This window comes from Brachybacterium sacelli (assembly GCF_017876545.1).
Classification (GTDB): Bacteria; Actinomycetota; Actinomycetes; order Actinomycetales; family Dermabacteraceae; genus Brachybacterium; species Brachybacterium sacelli.
Genome location: NZ_JAGIOD010000001.1, coordinates 1,030,663 through 1,050,922 on the forward strand (window position 1 = coordinate 1,030,663; position 20,260 = coordinate 1,050,922).

The 20,260-nt window shown below is 71.7% G+C and carries 18 protein-coding genes; 5 read left to right on the top strand and 13 right to left on the bottom strand.

All coding sequences use genetic code 11. The annotated features are described in order from the left end of the window. Positions 1–31: 31 nt before the first annotated feature. Together JOF43_RS04610 and JOF43_RS04615 are read right to left on the bottom strand one after the other, a co-directional pair. Positions 32–1,342, bottom strand: a complete 1,311-nt coding sequence (locus JOF43_RS04610; RefSeq protein ID WP_209899756.1) for an MFS transporter — start codon at positions 1,340–1,342, stop codon at positions 32–34. Positions 1,343–1,460: 118 nt separating this feature from the next. Next, a complete protein-coding gene (locus JOF43_RS04615) occupies positions 1,461–1,901 on the bottom strand; it encodes a MarR family winged helix-turn-helix transcriptional regulator (RefSeq protein WP_342592084.1) in 441 nt (146 codons plus the stop codon). 195 nt (positions 1,902–2,096) lie between these two features. Here JOF43_RS04615 and JOF43_RS04620 point away from each other — a divergent pair, with 195 nt between their 5' ends. Beyond that, positions 2,097–3,179 (top strand): alkene reductase, encoded by a 1,083-nt coding sequence (locus tag JOF43_RS04620; RefSeq protein ID WP_209899759.1) that lies wholly within the window; start codon positions 2,097–2,099, stop codon positions 3,177–3,179. A 10-nt stretch (positions 3,180–3,189) separates the two neighbouring features. Here JOF43_RS04620 and JOF43_RS04625 read toward each other — a convergent pair whose 3' ends face one another. Next, positions 3,190–4,092: an oxidoreductase gene (locus JOF43_RS04625; RefSeq protein ID WP_209899762.1), complete on the bottom strand. Its 903-nt coding sequence runs from the start codon at positions 4,090–4,092 to the stop codon at positions 3,190–3,192. 63 nt (positions 4,093–4,155) lie between these two features. Between JOF43_RS04625 and JOF43_RS04630 the strand changes: the two genes are divergently transcribed. Beyond that, positions 4,156–4,758, top strand: a complete 603-nt coding sequence (locus JOF43_RS04630) for a TetR/AcrR family transcriptional regulator (protein ID WP_209899765.1) — start codon at positions 4,156–4,158, stop codon at positions 4,756–4,758. A gap of 181 nt (positions 4,759–4,939) precedes the next feature. Here the strand turns inward: JOF43_RS04630 and JOF43_RS04635 are convergent, their stop codons facing one another. The 4 genes from JOF43_RS04635 to JOF43_RS04650 form a co-directional block, all read right to left on the bottom strand. Continuing rightward, positions 4,940–5,971: a sugar kinase gene (locus tag JOF43_RS04635; RefSeq protein WP_209899767.1), complete on the bottom strand. Its 1,032-nt coding sequence runs from the start codon at positions 5,969–5,971 to the stop codon at positions 4,940–4,942. Then, a complete protein-coding gene (locus tag JOF43_RS04640) occupies positions 5,968–6,621 on the bottom strand; it encodes a bifunctional 4-hydroxy-2-oxoglutarate aldolase/2-dehydro-3-deoxy-phosphogluconate aldolase (RefSeq protein WP_209899769.1) in 654 nt (217 codons plus the stop codon). The genes JOF43_RS04635 and JOF43_RS04640 overlap by 4 nt, the downstream gene beginning before the upstream one ends. A gap of 121 nt (positions 6,622–6,742) precedes the next feature. Beyond that, positions 6,743–7,747, bottom strand: a complete 1,005-nt coding sequence (locus JOF43_RS04645) for an L-idonate 5-dehydrogenase (protein WP_209899771.1) — start codon at positions 7,745–7,747, stop codon at positions 6,743–6,745. After that, complete coding sequence (locus tag JOF43_RS04650) at positions 7,747–9,270, bottom strand: mannitol dehydrogenase family protein (protein WP_209899773.1); 1,524 nt, start codon at positions 9,268–9,270, stop codon at positions 7,747–7,749. The genes JOF43_RS04645 and JOF43_RS04650 overlap by 1 nt, the downstream gene beginning before the upstream one ends. A 452-nt stretch (positions 9,271–9,722) precedes the next feature. Between JOF43_RS04650 and JOF43_RS04655 the strand changes: the two genes are divergently transcribed. After that, positions 9,723–11,132: a GntP family permease gene (locus JOF43_RS04655; RefSeq protein ID WP_209899775.1), complete on the top strand. Its 1,410-nt coding sequence runs from the start codon at positions 9,723–9,725 to the stop codon at positions 11,130–11,132. 151 nt (positions 11,133–11,283) lie between these two features. On the opposite strand, the gene JOF43_RS04660 is transcribed toward JOF43_RS04655, so the two are convergent. Then, positions 11,284–12,372, bottom strand: coding sequence for a Gfo/Idh/MocA family protein (locus tag JOF43_RS04660; protein ID WP_209899777.1), 1,089 nt, complete (start codon positions 12,370–12,372; stop codon positions 11,284–11,286). A 338-nt stretch (positions 12,373–12,710) separates the two neighbouring features. Between JOF43_RS04660 and JOF43_RS04665 the strand changes: the two genes are divergently transcribed. Further along, positions 12,711–13,376: a maleylpyruvate isomerase N-terminal domain-containing protein gene (locus JOF43_RS04665; RefSeq protein ID WP_209899779.1), complete on the top strand. Its 666-nt coding sequence runs from the start codon at positions 12,711–12,713 to the stop codon at positions 13,374–13,376. A gap of 180 nt (positions 13,377–13,556) precedes the next feature. Continuing rightward, positions 13,557–15,128 (top strand): aspartate:alanine exchanger family transporter, encoded by a 1,572-nt coding sequence (locus tag JOF43_RS04670; RefSeq protein WP_209899781.1) that lies wholly within the window; start codon positions 13,557–13,559, stop codon positions 15,126–15,128. Between the two features lie 166 nt (positions 15,129–15,294). On the opposite strand, the gene JOF43_RS04675 is transcribed toward JOF43_RS04670, so the two are convergent. The 5 genes from JOF43_RS04675 to JOF43_RS04695 form a co-directional block, all read right to left on the bottom strand. Beyond that, entirely contained in the window at positions 15,295–16,374 is a 1,080-nt protein-coding gene (locus tag JOF43_RS04675) for a Gfo/Idh/MocA family protein (protein ID WP_209903082.1), read from the bottom strand. A gap of 5 nt (positions 16,375–16,379) precedes the next feature. Continuing rightward, positions 16,380–17,177, bottom strand: a complete 798-nt coding sequence (locus JOF43_RS04680) for a ThuA domain-containing protein (protein WP_209899783.1) — start codon at positions 17,175–17,177, stop codon at positions 16,380–16,382. Beyond that, positions 17,177–18,388, bottom strand: coding sequence for a Gfo/Idh/MocA family protein (locus tag JOF43_RS04685; RefSeq protein WP_209903084.1), 1,212 nt, complete (start codon positions 18,386–18,388; stop codon positions 17,177–17,179). The genes JOF43_RS04680 and JOF43_RS04685 overlap by 1 nt, the downstream gene beginning before the upstream one ends. Before the next feature lie 109 nt (positions 18,389–18,497). Continuing rightward, positions 18,498–19,310, bottom strand: a complete 813-nt coding sequence (locus JOF43_RS04690) for a carbohydrate ABC transporter permease (RefSeq protein ID WP_209899784.1) — start codon at positions 19,308–19,310, stop codon at positions 18,498–18,500. 1 nt (position 19,311) lies between these two features. Beyond that, the gene (locus tag JOF43_RS04695) at positions 19,312–20,259 is read right to left on the bottom strand and encodes a carbohydrate ABC transporter permease (protein ID WP_209899786.1); all 948 of its coding nucleotides are present in this window, start codon (positions 20,257–20,259) and stop codon (positions 19,312–19,314) included. Between the last annotated feature and the right edge of the window lies 1 nt (position 20,260).

Consider the following 20,260-nt stretch of genomic DNA (forward strand, 5'->3'; position numbering starts at 1 on the left):
CGCGGTGGCCGTCATCGCGCGGGGCGGGGCGTCAGATCTCGTCGCCGACCGTGATCGCCTCGGCCTCCTCGACCTCGTCCAGCGGCGCGGCCCGGTGTCCCACCGCGCTGAGGTGGCGACGGCCGATCACCAGCATGGCGATCGCGACCACCAGGGCGGCGGCGGCCATGAAGTACGGAGCGCCGGCGGTCGTGGCTTCCGCGAGCGGGCCCGCGACGGCCGGGGCGATCGCACCGCCGAGGAAGCGCACGCCCGAGTAGGCCGAGCTCGCCACGCCGCGCGGGAGATCGGTGGCCTCCATGACGGTCTCGGTGAGCGCCGTGTTCATGATGCCCAGCAGCAGGCCGCCGATGATGATCAGCGTGATCATCCCGGTCATCGAGCCGTGCGAGATGGCCAGGGCCAGCATCACCAGCGTGAGCAGCGACAGCGTGGTGAGCAGCGTCGGGATCAGGCCGAGCCGGCGGGTGAGCACGGGGGCGACGAACACCGAGGTGATGGCGAGGCCCAGCCCCCAGCCGAAGAACACCCCGCCGATGCCCATCGCACCGAACTCGCCGCCGCGGGCGGCGGCCGCCGCCTCGAGCGGGAAGGGCGAGTAGGCCAGCAGCACGAAGAAGGCGAAGTTGTAGAAGATCGCGGTGAGGGCGAGCGTGCGCAGCGCGGGGTGGGAGAGGGCGCGCAGCGAGGCCAGTGGGGAGACAGGTGCGGGCAGCGGCTCGCGGCGCAGGAGCAGGGCGATCGCGAGGAAGCCGACGGCCATCAGGGCGGCGGTGCCGGCGAAGGGCGCGCGCCAGGAGACGGAGCCGAGCAGCCCGCCCAGCAGCGGCCCGAAGGCCATGCCGATGCCGAGCGCGGTCTCGTAGAGGATGATCGCGCCGCCCGACGGACCCGCGGTCGCGCCGACGATCGCCGCCAGGGCGATGGAGATGAACAGGGCGTTGCCCAGCCCCCAGCCTGCCCGCAGGCCGATGATCTCGTTGACCGAGCCGGCGGTGGAGGCGAGCGCCGCGAAGATCACCACGAGGGCGAGGCCGATGAGGAGGGTGCGCTTGACGCCGACGCGGGAGGCGAACCAGCTGGTGAAGAACATGGCGATCGCGGTGATGAACAGGTAGCTGGTGAACAGCAGCATCGCCTGCGACGGGGAGGCGTCCAGCTGGGTGCTGATCGCGGGGAGGATCGGGTCCACCAGGCCGATGCCCATGAAGGACACGGTCGCGGCGAAGGCGATCGCCCAGACCGCCTTGGGCTGCCGGAAGGCGTCACGCAGGGTGGGGGCGGTGGGAGAAGCGCTCTGCGGGGCGGCGGATGCCGCCGGTTCAGGGACGTGCGCGGTCATGCGGAGGGATCCTTCGGTCGGAGGGGAGCGTCGTGACGGGAGGGCCGACGAGCGGCTCGACCCGGGGCGAGGCCGGGGAGGTGACGGGCGGTCCGGGTGGGCCGGTCCCGTGCGGGGGTCACCCGTCGTGCGCGTCGACGAGTCGGGTGAGGATCTCGGTGGCCGCCTCGAGGGTCGCGAGGTCCGCGGCAGGCAGCTGCTCGAGCAGGCCGCCGACGCCGACGGCGAGCTGTGTGCGCCAGGCGGCGAGCTGGTCGTTCCCGCGCTCGGTGGTGCTGACCAGCGAGGAGCGGGAGTCGGTGGGATCGGGGGCCCGCTGCAGCAGCCCCTCCTCCTCGAGGCGCTGGATCACTGTGGTCGCCGTCGGGCGGGAGACCCGCTCACGGTCAGCGATCTCGCTCAGGCGCAGCGGTCCGTGCCGCTCGATGGTGGCGACCACGCGCCAGGAGACGGCCCCGACGCCGACGTCCGAGCGACGGGCGGCCAGCCTCGAGAACTGGCTGCACGCCAGTGCGAGGTGCTGGGGGAGATCGCTGTCGGTGCCGGGAGTCGTCGTCACGTCGGACCACAGTAGTTAGTAATGCAAACCAGTGCAAGGGGTGAGCGCACGTGATGTTCGTATCTCCTGGTCGGAGGAATAGGTCGGTCCCTACGGCCGTTGCGCGGAGAGGCTGTGACCGCTCGTTCATGGAGCGGCGCACCGGCCAGACCGTCGGCCGCGCGCCGAGAAGCGCCGAGAAGGAGGACCTCCCGCATGTCCGTTCTGATGACCCCGCTCGACCTCGGGGAGCTGACGATCCCGAACCGCGTCGTCATGGCGCCGCTCACGCGCGCCCGGTCCGGCGACGATCGCGTCCCCACCGATCTGATGGCCGAGTACTACACGCAGCGGGCCGGAGCCGGGCTGATCATCAGCGAGGCCACCAGCGTCAGCCCGCAGGGGGTCGGCTACCACGGCACCCCGGGGATCTGGAACGACGAACAGGTGGCCGGCTGGCGGAAGGTCACCGAGGCGGTGCACGCCGCCGGCGGGAGCATCGTCCTGCAGCTGTGGCACGTGGGGCGGATCTCCGATCCCGAGCTGCTGGACGGGGAGCTCCCCGTCGCCCCCAGCGCGATCGCCCCCGCGGGACGCGTGAAGCGCCTGCGCCCGAGGCGGCAGTACGTCCGGCCCCGGGCACTGGAGATCGACGAGATCCCCGGCATCGTCGAGGACTTCCGGCGCGGGGCGGAGAACGCGAAGCGCGCAGGCTTCGACGGGGTCGAGATCCACGCCGCCAACGGATACCTGATCGACCAGTTCCTCCAGGACAGCACGAACCATCGCGCGGACGAGTACGGAGGGTCGGTCCAGAACCGGGCCCGATTCCTGCTGGAGATCACCGACGCCGTGATGGACGTCTGGGGTCCCGGGCGAGTCGGAGTCCACCTGCGCCCGCGCGGCGAGGAGCACGACATGGGGGACAGCGACCCCCGCTCGATCTTCGGTCACGTCGCCGAGGAGCTGGGGGCGCGGCGGGCGGCCTTCCTCTTCATCCGCGAGATCGAGGCCGCCGACAGTCTCATCGGCGAGATTCGGCAGCTGTTCGGCGGGCCGGTGATCACCAACGAGGAGATGGATGCGGCCGACGGGCGCCGCCACGTCGACGACGGCACCGCGGACGCCGTCGCCTTCGGCCGGGACTACATCGCCACCCCGGATCTCGCCGAGCGCATCGCCGCCGGGGTCGGCCCGAACACCCCGAATCCGCTCACGTTCTACCCCGACACGGGCGACGGCCTCGCCGTGGGGTACACCGACTACCCCACGATGGCCGAGGCGCCCCTGAGCGCCTGACCGCGCCCGGTCAGCTGCTCGGGGCCATCGCGTCCTGCGGGAAGCTCTCGCCGGTGAGCTCTTCGGAGGCGACCCACAGTCGCCGGGCGACCTGGGCATCACGGGCCCGGCGTGAACGGCTCGCCGGCGTCGGTGCTCCGCGCCATCCCATGAACTCGCCGGGGCCGATGTAACTGTTTCCCGGCAGGTCCGCCGAGGCGGCCAGGAGCGTGGGCTGGGCGCCGTCCTCCTCGGGCTGCGCCCACCTGATCGTGAGCCGCTCCACCGGCGACAGCTTCTGGTTCCGGCTCAGCAGGTTCGTCGAGGAGACGCCGGGGTGTGCCGCCAGGGCGCGCACCGGGGAATCTGCCGCGGCGAGGCGACGATGCAGCTCGGCGGTGAACAGGAGATTGGCGAGCTTGGACTGCGCATAGGCGGGAAGTGCCCGGTACGGACGACGCTCCCAGTTCAGGTCCCCGAGATCGATCCTCCCCAGCCGGTGCCCGAGCGAGGCGAGAGTGACGACCCGGTCCCGGATCCGGGGGAGCAGGAGGTTGGTCAGGGCGAAATGGCCGAGATGGTTGGTGCCGAACTGCAGCTCGAAGCCGTCGGCGGTGCGGCCCAGCGGCGGGATCATCAGGCCCGCGTTGTTGATGAGCACGTCGATCGGCTCCGACAGCTCATCGGCGAAGCTGCGGATCGAGGCGAGATCCGCCAGGTCGAGCGTGCGGACCTCGACGTCGCCGGTCATCGTCGCCGCGGCGTCGAGCCCCTTCTGCGGCGTGCGGACGGCGAGGATGACGCGCGCTCCGGCGGCGGCGAGGCTGCGGGCGGCGATGCGGCCGATACCGCTGTTGGCACCGGTGACGACGATGGTGCGACCCTCGAGGGCGGAGAGGTCGGGCTCGGGCAGGCGGGCTGTCGGGGATGTCATGAGGGCTAAAGTAGTCACCGACTACATGTGTTGTCAATGGCAACATCTACTAAGATGTGGCCCATGTCTGTCTCCGAGGAACGCCCGTACCACCACGGACGATTGCGGGAGGCCCTGCTGGAAGCGGCCGAGAGCACGTTGCGCGAGCACGGGCAGGACCAGCTCTCGCTGAGGAAGCTGGCACGTGACATCGGCGTCAGCCACGCCGCACCCGGTCGGCACTTCCCGGATCGCCAGGCCCTGCTCGACGCCCTGGCCGTCGCCGGATTCGAGCGGCTCGACCGTGAGCTGCGCAAGGCGGTCGCCGCCGCTCCCGCGGACGACTTCCCGGCCCGGCTCGACGCCGCCGTCGCGGCCTACCTGCACTTCGCCACGCAGGACGCGGCGCTGCTCGAGCTGATGTTCTCCGGTAAGCACCGACCGGGCGCCGAGGAGGTCCGGGCGGCCTCGGAAGCGGGATTCGGCCTGATGGAGGGCATGATCCGCGAGGGCCAGGAGTCCGGCCATCTGGAGCAGGGCAGCTCGGAACAGGTGGGGATGGTCCTGTTCGCCACGATGCAGGGCATCGCCACCCTGGTCAACGGCGACATGATCGGCCGCTCCCAGATGGACGCCCTGGTCGAGCGGGCGGTCGCGCAGTTCCTCAGAGGCACTCGTCCCGCGTGACGGTACCCCCACAGTCAGTGCCGCGTGACGGTTCCCCACGGCCCGTCTCCCCGGAGGTGCGGCCCATGGCGCCACGCGGTGAAAGGTTCCAGTTGGTTGGTACCTTTCACGACGTGGCGAGGGTGGTGGCGTGCGCTGAGGGGGTCCTGCCTGGCACGGGGTGCCGGGTGTCGCCGCTAGCTCAGCGCGTGACGGGGTCGCCGCCGTCCCCGGCGAGCAGGGCGTCGAGGTCGCTCAGACGCGGCGCCCCCTCCCAATCCCCGGGGGTGGTGCAGGCCAGGGCGCCGCAGGCATTCGCGCGGGCCAGGCGTGCCGGGACATCGAGCCCGTCGAGCTGGGCGCTGAGGTAACCGGCGACGAAGGCGTCCCCGGCCCCGACGGTGTCGACCACGTCGACCCGGTGCCCGGGCGCCTCGAGGATCTCGCCCTCGGCCAGCGCGGCCCCACCGTCGGCCCCCAGCTTGGCGACCACCTGGCGTCCGCCGGATGCGAGGGCCCGCAGCAGCGCACGATGATCGCCCTCGTCGACGCCCGGGGCGAGGATCGAGAGCTCCTCCGGTCCACCGAAGACGATGTCGACGTGCTCGAGGATCTCGCCCAGCAGCTCCGCGAGGCGCTCGCGGGAGCCCAGCCGGGAGCGGTAGTTCACGTCGAGGCTGACCGGGATGCCGGCTGTGGCAGCGCGCTGGACGGCCGCGACATTGGTGGCGTGCGCCGTCGCCGAGAGCAGCGGGGTGATGCCGCTGACATGCACGATCTCGGCCTGCTCGAGGAGACCTGCGGGCAGGTCCGCCGGGGTGAGCGCGGAGGCGGCGGAGCCGGCCCGGTAGTAGTCCACGCGGGTGGTGGTCCCGGTGGGGCGGGACTTGACCATCAGACCCGTCGGCCGCGTCGGATCCACAGCGCAGCGCACCTCGACCCCCTCGGCGCGGATCTCCCGCATCACACGGGTCCCCAGCGGGTCATCGCCCACCCGGCTCACCCAGGCCACCGGCACACCCAGACGGCGCAGGCCGATCGCGAGGTTCGACTCGGCGCCGCCGAGGGAGATGTCCACCGAGGGCAGGTGGGCGAGGGAGCCGATGGTGCCGCTGCGCATCATCGCCATGGTCTCGCCGATCGCGACCACCCGCGGCCCGGCCCCGGCGCTGCCCGTCCCGGCGACGCCACGCCCGGCGTCGCCCGCTCCGGGGGTTGCCCCGGCGCTGCTCATGCGCCGGCCTCCCGGGTGGTGACGCCGACGAACTTCGCGGCACGCTCGGCCAGGTCCTCCAGGCTGCCGCCCTTCAGTGCGTCGCCCAGCAGCGGGCCGCCCACGGAGACCGCGTCGGCCCCGGCCTGCAGCCAGGCCGCGGCCGCCTGCAGGTCCACACCGCCGGAGGGGATCACCCGGATGCCCGGGAAGGGCCCGCGCAGGTCCTTGATGTAGCCGGGGCCCACGACGCTCGCCGGGAACACCTTCACCGCCGCTGCGCCCGCGGCCCAGCCGGCGTGCAGCTCGGAGGGGGTGAGGCCTCCGGGCACCAGCGCGATGCCCACTTCTGCGGCGGCCTCGAGCAGATCTGTCCGGGTGATCGGGGTGACGATGTAGTGGGCGCCCCGCTCGGCGGCGGTGCGCAGGTCGGCCGGGTCGGTGACGGTGCCGATGCCGATGTCGAGCCGGTCTCCGACGCGCTCCAGCAGGCTGGGCAGCACGTCGAGGGTCCCGGGGGTGGACAGGGTCAGCTCCACCGAGCGGATGCCGGCGTCGGCGAGGGTCTCGAGCACGGGTGCGTACTGGTCGGCGCGCTCGCCGCGGATCACGACGATGAGCCGCGCGGCAGCGGTGCGCTCGGGGAGGACGGGGCGGTCGGTGGTGGTCATCGGGATCTCCTCAGGGGTGACGGATGGTCGGTCGGGAGCGGCGGGTCGTCCGGGGAGGGCACGGCGACCGCGGGACGGCGGCTCGTCGCGGGGCCGACGGGGCAGCCGCGGCCGTCCCGGCTCACAGCTCCAGCAGCACCTTGGCGGAGCGGGAGGCGTCCTGAGCGGTCGCGAAGGCCTCCTCGGCGTCGGCGGCCGGCACGGACTGGGTGACCACCGCATCGAAGCGGGGATCGGCCGCGAGCACCTCGATGGCCTCGTCGATCTCCGTGTCGAAGCGCTGGGTCCCGCGCAGCTGGACCTCCTTGGCCACGAGGGTGGCGAGGTTCACCGGGATCTCCGCGTCCGGCAGGATCGCGACCTGCACGATGATCCCGGCCGGTCGCACCGCCCGCACCCCTGAGGACAGCGAGACCGGGGCCGAGGAGCATTCGAGCACCACGTCGTAGTCGTTGTCCGCGGGGGTCTCCTCGGTGACCAGGAAGGTGCGCTCGGCGCCGAGGGCCTTCGCCCGCTCGAGCGGCTCGGGGCGCATGTCGGTCGCATCGACCGAGGCGGCTCCGCGGTGCAGCAGGGCGGCGGCGGCCAGCAGCCCGATCGGTCCCGAACCCAGGACCAGGCACTTCTTCCCGGTCACGTTCCCGGCGATGCTCACCGCGTGCAGCGCGACGGCGAGCGGCTCGGCCAGCGCCGCCCGGCGCAGCGGTATCCCCTCGGGCAGGAGCCGAAGGTTCGCGCGGTCGATGACCATGTACTCGGCGGCGGCGCCCTGGCGGTGCGGCATCACGCTCGCGCTGCCCAGGTAGTCCCCGCCCGGCCACAGGTGCGGCCGGCCCTCGATGCCTGCGACGGAGTTCCCGTAGCGGGCCGGGTGCACGGTCACCGGGGTGCCGGGCGCGAGCTCGCCGCGGGGGTCGAGGTCGACCACGGCCGACAGCTCGTGGCCCGGGATCAACGGTTCGCGGATGACGAAGGCGCCGTTGGCGCCATGGAAGTAGTAGTGCAGGTCGGAGCCGCAGATGCCGACGTAGGCGATGCGCAGTCGCACCTCGTTCTCAGCAGGTTCGACGTCCGGGGCGTTCTCCCAGCGGATGTCGCCGGCGGCGTGGATGGTCAGGGCCTTCATCAGTGGTTCTCCTTCAGCGAGGCGGCTCGGGCTTCGGCGGCCGCGGCGCGCGGTCCCGAGGTGACGAGGAGGGTCAGCAGCTCGCCGACGAGGCCGACGAAGCCCTCGTGCTCGGCCAGCGCGGTGGTCAGGCAGCCGCTCTCGAGCAGCGCCCGGGCGTGCTCCGCCGGGGCCGTCGCCCCCGCGGTGATCTCGACCAGACGCTCCTGGGCGGGGTCGGTCATGGCGCGGGCCTGCGCGCCGGGCTCGAAGCCTCGCGGTGGGACGACGCAGGCGAACCAGGCGGCGACGGTCAGCGCGAGCAGAGCGGGCGTGCGCCCCTGCTCCAGGTGGAACAGGGCGGGCGCGGGGATCCGCTGCGGCAGACGCATCGAGCCGTCGGATCCCACCTGGCGGGTGCGGTGGCCGAGGTCATGGTTGTGCCAGCGGTGCGTGAGGTCCTCGAGGTAGCCGCCGACGTCGAAGCCGGTGGGCAGGTCGATCGTGGGCAGGTTCTCGCCCCGGATCAGCGCGAGGGTCGACTCGGCGATCCAGTCCTGATCGAAGGACTCGGGGATCGTGCGGCGGCCGTCGAGAGCACCGAGGTAGGCGATCAGGGAGTGCGGACCGTTGAGGATCCGCAGCTTGACCTGCTCGTACCTGCCGACGTCCGCGGCCTCGGGGGACATGATCGCCCCGCCGAGCTCCCAGGCCGGCCGGCCGGCCGGGAAGTCGTCCTCGATGACCCACATGGAGAACTTCTCGGCGCGCACCGGGGCCTCGTCGCGCACCCCCAGCAGCTCGGCGACCTGGTCGCCGGTGCCGGCGGAGGTGGCCGGGACGATCCGGTCGACCATCGCATCGGGGAAGGCGACCTGTGTGCGCACGTAGTTCAGGACGTCGTCGTCGGCCCCGGAGTGCTCGAGGAACTCGGTGACCATCCGTCGGGCGGTCTGCCCGGCGGCGGAGACGTTGTCGCAGGGCAGCACGGTGAAGGGCTCACCGCCGCGGGCGCGCTCGGTGAGGCCGCGGGCGAGCAGGCCGATCACGGTACGAGGCGCGGACGGGGCGGCGAGATCCTCCCGCAGCAACGGGGCCTCGAGGTCCAGGTGCCCGGTGCGCGGGGAGACGTGGTAGCCGCCCTCGGAGACGGTGAGCGTGAGGAGGCGACGGTGGGTGTCGGCGATCTCCCGGATCACTGCGGAGGGGTCCTCGGTCATGACGCCGAGCCCGCGGTGGACGTCGACCACGTCGGCCCGGATGCCGGTGTCGGCGAGCTGGAGGACACTGTACAGCCCGTCCTGACGGCGCATCGGGTCGACCACGGCGCGGGAGCGGTGGGCGAAGCCGATGATGCCCCAGTCGCCCTCCTCCGCCGCGAGCGCGCGGGCGGTGTGCACGGCGGCATGGGCGCGGTGGAAGGCACCGAGTCCCAGGTGGATGATGCCGGCCCGCGCGGGATCCCGTGGGGCGGAGGCGCCGAGCAGCGGCAGACCGGTCACGCTCGCCCGCCCGAGGGCGGGGGCGGAGGCCGAGGACGGCATGTGGTTCTCCTGGTCGATGACGGTTCGCGCAGTGGTGCTCGGGCGGGCGGTGCAGAACACGGCATCCGAGAGCGTTTCGCGATTCAAAACTATAGTTTTGTGGGTCGCAACAGCGTATCAAGCGGCCACGGTGAGCCCGCCGCGGTCCACGGTAGGCGGCCCCGCGGGCTCGAGCGGGATCCCGCCGCTCTCCGAGCGGGGCCGGGGAGCGCCAGGACCCCGAATGGGTCATCACCAGTTCCACCCGGTACGGTGCGACGCTGACGGTCGCGTCCGAAGGGCGCCGCGGAACGCCCCGAGACGGTGCCCGTGACCCGCCGTCCACTCGCCGCGCGGAGGGCTCCGCTCGGCGTCCTCTGCACCACGGGTCCCGTCGTACCGTGCGCCGCGCCTCCACGACGGAGCGGCCGGCGTCGCACGACCCCGCCCGACCTCGACGAAAGCGAGCCGACATGGACTGGATACAAGAGACCGGATGGGAGAGCTGGCTCGGTGCCGGCGGATTGATCACTGTGGCTGTCGTCGCCGTGGCCGCTCTGCTGGTCATGGTGATCAAGCTGAAGATCCACGCGTTCCTCGCCCTGATCATCGTCAGCCTGCTCACCGCAGTGGTCTCCGGCATCCCTGCCGGGCAGGTGGTCCCGACCATGATCTGGGGCTTCGGGGACACGCTCTCCAGCGTCGCCCTGCTGGTCGCGATCGGGGCGATGCTCGGCGCGATGGTCGAGACCTCCGGCGGTGCGCGGGCGCTCGCCGAATGGATGATCCGCCTGTTCGGTGAGAAGCGCGCGCCGTTCGCACTGGGTCTGTCCGCCCTGTTCATCGGCTTCCCGATCTTCATGGACGCCGCCTTCGTGCTGATGGTCCCCATCGTCTACGCCGTGGCCCGGCGTCTCACCGGGAACCTGCTGGCCTTCGGCATCCCGGTGGCCGCGGCCCTGTCCGTCATGCACGTGTACCTGCCGCCCCATCCCGGGCCGGTCGCCGCCACCACGTTCCTCGAGGCGAACCTCGGTTTCGTGATGATCCTCGGCCTGCTGCTGGCCTTCCCGACCTGGTTCGTCTCCGGGCACCTGTGGGGAAAGTTCGTCTCCCGCCGCCACCGCATCAACGTGCCGGACGCGGCCTTCGCCGGGCTCACCGGCGACGAGGAGGAGGTCGAGAATCCCCCGTCCCCCGCGACCGTCCTGCTGATCCTGATCCTGCCGCTGATCCTGATCCTGCTCAACACCGGATTCGACGCGCTCGGCAGCATCGGCGTCGTCGACCCCGACGCGACGATCGTGCAGGTGATGCGGATGGTCGGCGAGACCCCCATCGCCCTGCTGATCACGGTGCTGTTCACCGTCATCGTGCTCGGCTTCCGCCGCGGCAAGAGCGGGACCACCATCGAGAAGACGATGGACAACGCTCTCGGCCCGGTCTGCGCGGTCATCCTGATCACGGGCGCCGGCGGCATGTTCGGCGGCGTGCTGCAGGCCACCGGCATCGGCGACGCCCTCGCCGACACGCTGGCGGACATCGGCATCCCGCTGATCCTGGCCGGATACCTCATCGCCGTGGCGCTGCGCCTGGCCCAGGGCTCGGCCACCGTCGCCCTGACCACCTCCGCCGCCCTCATCGCCCCCGGCATCATCGGCGGCGACTTCAGCGCGATGGAGACGGCCTGCATGGTGCTGGCGCTGGCGGCGGGCTCGGTGTTCGCCGGTCACGTCAACGACTCGGGCTTCTGGCTGGTGGGCCGGCTGCTGGACATGGACGTGAAGACCACCCTGCGGGTGTGGACCGTCCAGCAGGCGATCGAGTCCGTGGTCGCCTTCGCGATCGTGCTGGCCGTCTACGGGGTGGTCAGCCTGTTCTGACCGCGACCGGCCGCTGCTGACCGCGACGGGCCGCGTCCGTCCGTCGTCGGCCGCCACGTCGGCGGCGGTCCCGGCGCACCCGCGCCGGCGCATCGAGGAGGGCCGGGTCCCGGGGTCAGCGCCCGGGGCCCGGCCCTTGCTCGTGCGGGTCTCAGCCGCGCGGTGCCTGCAGCACGGTGGCCTGCTGCTGGGCCGTCAGCGCCAGCTCCACCGCCTTGAAGGCGTGGTCCTGGGTCATGGCGTTCTCGGTGCGGTGCAGGACGTCGAGGATCAGCTCGCCGAAGTACGGGTAGCCCACCTGGCCGGTGGCGTCGATGCGGTGCTCGCCGGCGCTATCGACCAGGATCACCTGTCCGCCGCCGTTGTCGGTGGTGACGTCGACGTACTTGCGCAGCTCCATGTAGCCCTCGGTGCCGAGGATGAAGGTGCGGCCGTCGCCCCAGGTGCGCAGGCCGTCCGGGGTGAACCAGTCGACCCGCACGTAGCCGGAGGCACCGCTGGAGAGGCGGATGTGGGCGTCACCGAAGTCGTCGAGCTCGGGGTGGTCGCCGTGGGCGAAGTTGCCGATGGCGCTGGAGAGGATCTCGGCGTCGTCGGACCCGGTGAAGGTGAGCATCTGCTCGAAGTTGTGGCTGCCGATGTCGGTGAGGATGCCGCCGTAGCGGGCGCGCTCGTAGAACCAGTCCGGGCGGGAGGCGGGATCGCCCAGACGATGCGGACCCATGCCCATGACCTGGATGACATCGCCGATCGCGCCGCGGTCGATGTACTGCCCGGCGAGGACGGCGGCCTCCACGTGCAGACGCTCGGAGTAGTACACCGCGTACTTCTTCCCGGTGCGCTCGACGGCCGCGCGGGCCTCGGCCAGCTGGTCGAGGGTGGTCAGGGGGGTCTTGTCGGTGAAGTAGTCCTTGCCGGCCTCCATCACCCGGATGCCCAGCGCTGCGCGGTCGGCGGGCACGGCCGCGGCGGCGACCAGCAGCACGTCGTCGTCGCCGAGGATCTCTTCCTCGCTGCGGGCGATCTTCACCCCGGGGAACTTCTCGGCGAAGGCGGCGGCGCGCTCGGGCTGGGTGTCGTAGACCCACTTCGGGGCGCCTCCGGCGTCGATCAGCCCCTGCGTCATGCCGCCGATGTGGCCGTGGTCGAGGCGCGCGACGGCGAAGACGAACTCGCCGGGCTCGACGACCGGCTTCGGCATCGGGGCGGGGGCGTAGTTGGCTCCTTCGGAGACGGCCATGGGGGTCCTTTCGACGGTGATCGGTGATCAGGATTCTGCGTGACGGGGGCTGGTCAGGGGAAACGGGCGCGGGCGGCGGGTGGTCGCGTCGGCCGCCGGCGAGCGCGTCGAGGGGGCGCTGCGTCGTCGCCGACGCAGCCGGCCGCGTCGGCGCGGAAGGGCGCGCCCGCGGCCGAGGGACGCCCCCCGAAAGTGTCCTGCACCACCCGTGTCGGGGCAGGGAGGTGCCGGATGTTGCCATGGGCGCCGCGGCGTGGGCGGTCGGCACCTGGTTGGGCGACGGGGCCGGACGACGGCTCGACCTCGCCGCCGGTGGGCCTCCTTGCTAGCGTGCGGACGTGGACCTCTTCTCCCGCTCCCTCTCGGCGCTGCTCACCACGGTCGCCGAACTGCCCGACGAGACCTTCGCCCGGCCCTCCGGCTGCAGCGGCTGGTCGGTGCGGGACCTGGTGTGCCACCTCGTGATCGACGCCCAGGACGTGCTGATCACCCTCGCGACCCCGGCGGACGCCGCCCCCACCCACGACGCCCTCAGCTACTGGACGCCCTCGGCGACCCCGCCGGACGGCAAGGATCCCTTCGACGCGCTCACCGTGCGCCTGGCGGCCGCCTACGAGGACCCGGCCCTGCTGCGCGCCCACCTCGAGGACCTCGGCCCAGCGGCCGAGCGCGCGGCCCGTCTCGCCCACCCCGACCTGCCCGTGAGCACCCAGGACATGACCCTCACGGTGCGCGACTACCTCGGCGCCTACGTCCTCGAATGGACCCTGCACCACCTGGATCTCATCGCAGCGGTTCCCGGGGCCGGGCCCCCGCCGGCAGAGAGCCTGGCCCGGTCCCGCGAGATGCTCGAGCGGATACTCCGGGTGCGGCTGCCGGAGGCATGGGCCGACGCCGACGGGTTGCGGATCGCCACCGGACGCCTCCGACCCACTCCTGCCCAGCGCACCGAGCTGGACGCCCTCGGCGTGCGCGGGCAGATGCTGCCGCTGTCCCTCGGGTGAGGCGGCAGGGCTGACGAGCCGAGGTCGAGTGAAGCGTCGGTGGTTCCGGGGTGACCTCGGACAACTCCACGCACGGTGCCCGTCGGCCCCGACTATCGTGGAAACCCACTTCACACCGCGGTGCCCGCGTCCGGCGCGCACCGCCCAGGTGCACCTCCGCGGGCCCTGGAAAGGATCATCGTGATCGACGTCCTCGAGGGGAATCCGCTGCTGGCGCTGTTCCTGGTCGTCGCCACCGGGGCCGTGCTGGGAGCCATCCCCTTCGGCCGCGTCAGGTTCGGAGCCGCCGGGGCCCTGTTCACCGGGCTCGCCCTCTCGGCGGCCGCCCCGCACCTGGGCGACGGCATGCACATCGTGCAGTCCCTCGGGCTCGCACTGTTCGTCTACACGGTCGGGATCTCCGCCGGCGCCGCCTTCTTCGGCACGCTGAACCGTCAGCTGCCCCTGCTGCTCGCAGCCACCCTCAGCACGGTCCTCGCGGCGGGGGCGACGATCGTCCTGGGACACGTGCTGGGCATCACGAAGGACCTCTCCCTGGGCCTGTTCACCGGCGCACTCACCGCCGCCCCGGCCCTGGACGCCGCGGACCGGCTCGCCGGGAACTCCGCGCCCTCGGTGGGCTACGCCTTCGGCTATCCGCTCGGCGTGATCGTCGGGATCGTGCTGGTCTCGAGCGTCGTCACCCGCAGCTGGCCGGGACGCAAGGACACCCCGGCTTTGGCCGGCACGAGTCTGGCCTCCACGACGGTGAAGGTGCTGCATTCCGTGAACCTGCGGGACGTCCCGCAGTGGCGGGACCAGCAGGTGCGCTTCTCCTACCTGCGCCGAGAGGAGCGGGTGCGGGTCTTCGTGCCCGGCGAGGACCTCCTGGCCGGTGACGAGGTGGTCGCCGTCGGGATGCCGGAGGCGGTGGAGGCGGTGACGGAGGTGCTCGGCCGGCGCAGCGACCGCCACATCGCCCACGACCGGTCACTGGTGGAGTTCACGCGGCTCACGGTCTCCAACCCTGACCTGGCCTCACGGTCGATCGCCGAGCTGAACCTCCCGGTGCGCTTCGGCGCGGTCGTCACCCGGGTGCGGCGTGGTGACCTGGAGCTGCTCGCCCGGGACGATCTCGTGCTGGAGCCGGGCGACCGGCTCGCCGTGGTCGTGGACCGTTCCCGGCTGGACGCCGTGCATGCCCTGCTCGGGGACTCCGACCGCAAGGCCAGTGAGCTCGACGTGCTGTCGCTCGGCCTCGGGCTCGTGCTCGGATTTGCCCTCGGCTTGGTCACGGTCCCGATGCCGGGCGGTGGGAGCTTCTCCCTGGGGCCGGCGGCGGGCCCGCTGCTGGTGGGGATGGTGCTGGGCGCCCTGCGTCGCACGGGGCCCGTGGTGTGGGCCCTGCCGGGCAGCGCGAACATCACGCTGCGCCAGTTGGGCCTGCTGCTCTTCCTCGCCGGGCTGGGCCTCACGGCAGGGCCCGACGTCGCCGCGGTGCTCGCCTCGCCGACGGCCTGGCGCGCGGCGGTCCTCTCCGTGGTCGTCGCCGTGCTCAGCTGCGCCGCCATGCTGCTGGCGGGACGCTGGGTGCTGGACCTGTCCGCCCCGCGGGCCGCCGGGGCGGTGGCCGGCTTCCTCGGCCAGCCCGCGGTGCTCGACGCCGCCAACTCCAAGCGGGCCGACGAGCGCATCGAGACCGCCTACGCGACGCTCTTCGCCTTCTCCATCGTGGTGAAGATCCTGCTCGTCCCGGTCATCTGGAACCTGTGACGCCGCCAGGGCACGCGGACGTCACCGGTCCCCGCCGCGCAGCACACGGTTGAGCATCATGGGCCATGACCTCGCCCCCGATGGAGAAGGGCATCGTCACGTACATGGATCATCTCGGGGAGATGACCGCTCCGCCGAGCACGACAACGCCCCACCCTCCTGCGCCTCACGCCGTGACGCCGGCGCCCTCCAGCGCCACCATCGCCGGCCGCGCCACGCTGCTCGTGACCTCCACGCGCGCACCGCCGGTCGAGGACTCGAGCACCGCGTTCATCACCTCGAGCACGTGCTGGCCCAGCTCGCCGCTGGCCCGCAGCCCACTCCCGCGCACCGCCATGTCCTGCAGGCCGATGCCGCGACCGGCCTCTGCGTAACCGGCGGCCACGGGCAGGGTCTCCCAGCCGTCACCGCCCAGTCGGCGGACCTCCACGTCCCCGTCGAAACGGTTCGGGTCGGGCACCGCCAGGGTGCCCGCGGTGCCGTGGATCTCGATCGGGTGGATCGTCGTGGCGACCGCATCGAAGCTCATGACCAGTGTGGACAGCACCCCGGATTCGTGCACGAGCACGCCGGTGACGTGGGTGTCGGTGGTGACCGGGATGGTCTCGCCCTGGCGGGGACCGGAGCCGATGGTCCGCTCGGTGCGCAGACGGCTGGAGGCCCCCATCACCTCGGAGACCGGGCCCAGCAGCGTGACCAGGGCATGGATGTAGTACGGGCCCATGTCCAGCAGGGGTCCGCCACCAGGGACGTAGTAGAAGTCGGGCTGCGGGTGCCAGCGCTCGTGGCCCGGGGTCACCATCGTGGCCACCGCGGCGATCGGGGCCCCGATCGTGCCGTCCTCGAGCGCGGCCCGAGCGGTCTGGGTGCCGGTGCCCAGCACGGTGTCCGGAGCGCTGCCGACGACCACGCCGGCCTCCTGGGCGGCGGCGAGCACCTCCTGGCCCTCGGCGGTGGTCACCGCGAACGGCTTCTCCGAGTACACGTTCTTGCCCGCGGCGATCGCGCGCAGATCGATCCCGGCGTGGGCGGCGGGGATCGTCAGGTTCAGGACGGTGTCCACCTCGTCGTCGGCGATCAGCTCGTCGACGCTCAGCACCCGCACCCCCTCGCGACCCGCGGCGGCGGCCTCGGCCCGGGCTGGGTCGAGGTCGGCGACGGCGACCAGCTGCACGTCCGGCAGCTGCTCGAAGCTCGCCAGGTACTGCTGCGAGATGACCCCGCAGCCGATCATGCCGATCCTCATCGTGCTCATCGGGTCTCAGCTCCCGTCGTGCCGTGGTCGCCGTAGGGCTGGTCGGTTCCGCGCGCGGCCCAGAGCAGGCCCCGCTGGATCAGGGTGCGCACGTTCTCGTCCTCGAGCACCTCGACGCGGTGGCCGGGGGTGGAGACGAAGATCCGGCCCTCGCCCCACTGGCGGGTCCAGATCGCCGGCGAGGTGATCTCGCGGTGCCACGGATCCCATTCGCGCACCTTCTGGGTGGTGGTGGCGAGCACGTCGACGTAATCGTCCGAGAGCACCCAGTACTGCTCGGTGACCAGGTCGAAGTCGCTGATCCCGCGGGTGATCGGATGGTGTGCCGCCCCCGGCGCCATGTTCACGGTGTACGGCACGTAGTTGTCGGCCTGCTCGCCCCGGCGCTCGTCAGGGTGCTTGCCCGGGTGGCAGCCGAACTGGCCGCCGATGAGGGTGAGGTAGTCGGATTCGTGGCGGTAGGAGTCGGCGATGCCGCCGTGCCAGCCGGCCAACCCGGTGCCTGCCTCCACCGCCGCCCGCAGCCCTTCGAACTGGGGCCGCTCGATGGAGGACATCGTCACGCACTGGAGGATGAGGTCGACCGTGGCCATGTACTCGGGGTCGGCGTAGATCGCGGGGGAGTCCTCGATGCGGACCGTGAAGCCGTTGTCCTCGAGGAAGGGGATGAACAGGTCGGTCGCCTCGATGGGCTGGTGGCCGTCCCATCCTCCGCGGACGACGAGGGCGGTGCGGGGCGTGGGGTCCTCGTCGACGAAGATCCGGGTCGAGGCGGTCGTCTGGGCGTCGGTCATCAGGTGCTCTCCTGCGAGGTGGGGGACTGCGGGGTGGTGGAGGTGGGGTAGCTCGCGGCCGACGGGTCGACGTCGCGCCAGGCGGAGCCGTCGGCCGAACTGACCTCGACGGCGGCCAGGACGCGCTGGACGTGCAGCGCCTCCTCGAAGGACGGCGACGGGTCGTCGCCCTCGCCGATCGCGCGCACGAGGTCGGCGATCTCGTGGGTGAAGGTGTGCTCGTAGCCCAGTCCGTGCCCGGTGGGCCACCACGCCTCGGCGTAGGGATGCTCGGGCTCGGTGGTCAGCACCCGGGTGAATCCCTGCCGGCCCGTGGGCGCGGTCGCGTCGTAGATCTCCAGCTCGTTCATCCGCTCGAAGTCGAAGGCGATCGAGCCGCTTTCGCCGTTGAGCTCCACGCGCATCGCGTTCTTGCGGCCCTGCGCCATGCGGGTGGCCTCGAAGGAACCCAGTACGCCGCCGCCGAAGCGCGCGGTGAACAGGGCGATGTCGTCGACCGTGACCGTCCCCCGCTCACCGGAGGCGTCGCCGGTGCCGCCGAGGCCCTGCGCGGTGCCGGCGGCGGGACGAGTGGGGACGACGGTCTCCACAGTGCCGGCCACCGCCGCGATGTCCTGCCCGGTGATCCACTGGGTGAGGTCGACGATGTGGGCGCCGATGTCCCCGAGTGCCCCGGAGCCGGCCTTCTCCCGGTCCAGCCGCCAGGTCATGGGGGCGTCGGCGTCGGAGAGCCAGTCCTGGAGGTACTGCGCGCGCACCTGACGGAGCTCGCCGACGAAGCCCTCGGCGACCAGCCGGCGCGCGTAGGCGAGGGCGGGCGTGCGGCGATAGGAGAAGCCGCAGATGCTGCGCACGCCCTTCTCGCGGGCGGCCGCAGCGGCCGCGGTCATCTGCTCGGAGTCCTCCACGGAGTTCGCCAGCGGCTTCTCGCACAGCACGTGCTTGCCGGCGGCGAGCGCGGCCATGGCGATCTCGAAGTGGGTGTCGCCCGGGGTGCAGATGTCGATCACGTCGACCTCCGGGTCCTCGACGAGGTCCTGCCACCGGGTGGTGGTCTGCGCGAAGCCGTAGCGCTCGGCGGCCGCGACGAGGCTGCTCTCGGTGCGGCCGGCGAGGGTGTGCAGCACCGGAGTGAGCGGCAGGTCGAAGAAGCGGTGGGCGGTGCGCCAGGCATGGGAGTGGGCGGCACCCATGAAGCCGTAGCCGACCATGCCGATGCGCAGCGGCCGGGAGGAGGGGGCGGATGGGGTGGTCACTGCAGGTCTCACGACTCCTCGAAGAGCGGGTGGTGCGGGCGGTGTGGGTGGTGGAGGTCGTCGTTCACTTGCCGGCCCCGGCGGTCATGCCGCTGACCAGGTACCGGCGGCCGACGGCGTACAGCACGACGATGGGGATGGACGACAGGGTCACGGCGGCCATGACCACGGGAATGTTCGTGGCGTACTCGCCCTGGAAGGACCACAATGCCAAAGGAAGGGTCCTCTTGTCCGGGCTCTGCGTCAGGATCAGCGGGAACAGGAAGCCGTTCCAGGACAGCAGGGCCTGGTAGACGGCGACGGTGACCAGCGCCGGACGGGTCATCGGCAGGGCCAGTCGCCACATCTTCTGCCACTCGGTGCAGCCGTCGATGTCCATCGCCTCGAACAGCTCCTTGGGCACGTCGCGCAGCGAGTTGGCGATGATCAGGATGCTCAGCGGGAGCCCGAAGGCGATCGCCGGGAGCATCAGCGCCGCCAGGCTGTCGTACATGTGCATCCGGATGATGAGCAGGTAGATGGGCACGATCGTCGCCTGCACCGGGATCGCCAGCCCCAGCAGGAACAGGTTCCGCACGGGGTTGAACACACGGCGGCTGCCCCGCACGATCGAGTACGAGGCCATGAAGGCCATGATCACCAGCGGGACGACGGTGCCGACGGCGACCACGACGCTGTTGAGCAGGTACATCCCGAAGTCCGCTTCGAGGACCGCGATGAAGTTCTCGATGACGGGCGGGAGCGCCGGGACGACCGGATTGGATCCGAAGTAGGCGGCCATCGACTTGAAGCTGGTGATCAGCACGAAGTAGATGGGCAGGAGCACGACGATCAGCCAGAGCCAACCGAGGGTCCCTCCGAGCCAGTTGCGGTTCATGTCAGGCCCCTTCCATCTGGCTGGCGGACGCGTCCTTGCCGCCCAGGCGCTGCACACCCAGGGCGAGGCCGAGGCCGAGGACGACGAGCATCATGGCCAGGCCGCTCGCGACGCCCATCTCGTTGCCGCGGAACCCGGTGAGGTACATGTCCAGGGGCAGGATCCGGGTGGCGACCCCCGGTCCGCCCTGGGTGAGGACGAAGATGAGGTCGAAGTACGTCAGCGCGCCCACGACCATCAGCGTCGAGCTGGTGATCATCGTGTACTTCAGCTGCGGCAGCGTGATCGAGAAGAACTGTCGCACCCGGCCCGCCCCGTCGATCTGGGCCGCCTCGTACATGCTCTGCGGGATCTGGCGCACGGCCCCCTGGTAGATGAGCGTGTGGAACGGGATGAACTGCCAGGCGATCACGAACAGCACGACGTACCACACCAGCGTCGTGTCACCCAGCCAGTTCAGCGCGAAGACGTCCATGTTCAGTCCGCTGGCGAGGCCGAAATTGGGGTCCAGCAGGGATTTGTAGGTGATGGCGATCGCCGCCGAGGACAGCAGCAGCGGCAGGAAGTACAGCACGGCCAGGACGTTGCGGTAGCGCTGCGGCCCCGCGAGGAACGCGCCCAGCAGGATGCTGAGGGGGGTCTGCGTCAGCCAGGTGGCGACGACCATCAGCACCACCAGCGCCAGGCCGTTCCACGTCGAGCTCCGGGAGAGCACCTCCTTCCAGCTCGTCAGGCCCGTGAACTCGATCGCGCCGATCCCGTTCCAGGTGGTGAAGGACAGGGCGATGACGCCGAGCAGCGGCAGCAGCGCGAAGACGCCGAACATCACCAGCGCCGGCAGGGCGAAGAGCACGTGGGGCAGCTGGGTCCGCTCCTTCGCGGCCCGGGCGGGCGCCGGCGACGCTCCGTCCCGCGGTGGGGAGGACAGTTCCGTGGTGGTCGTGGCCATG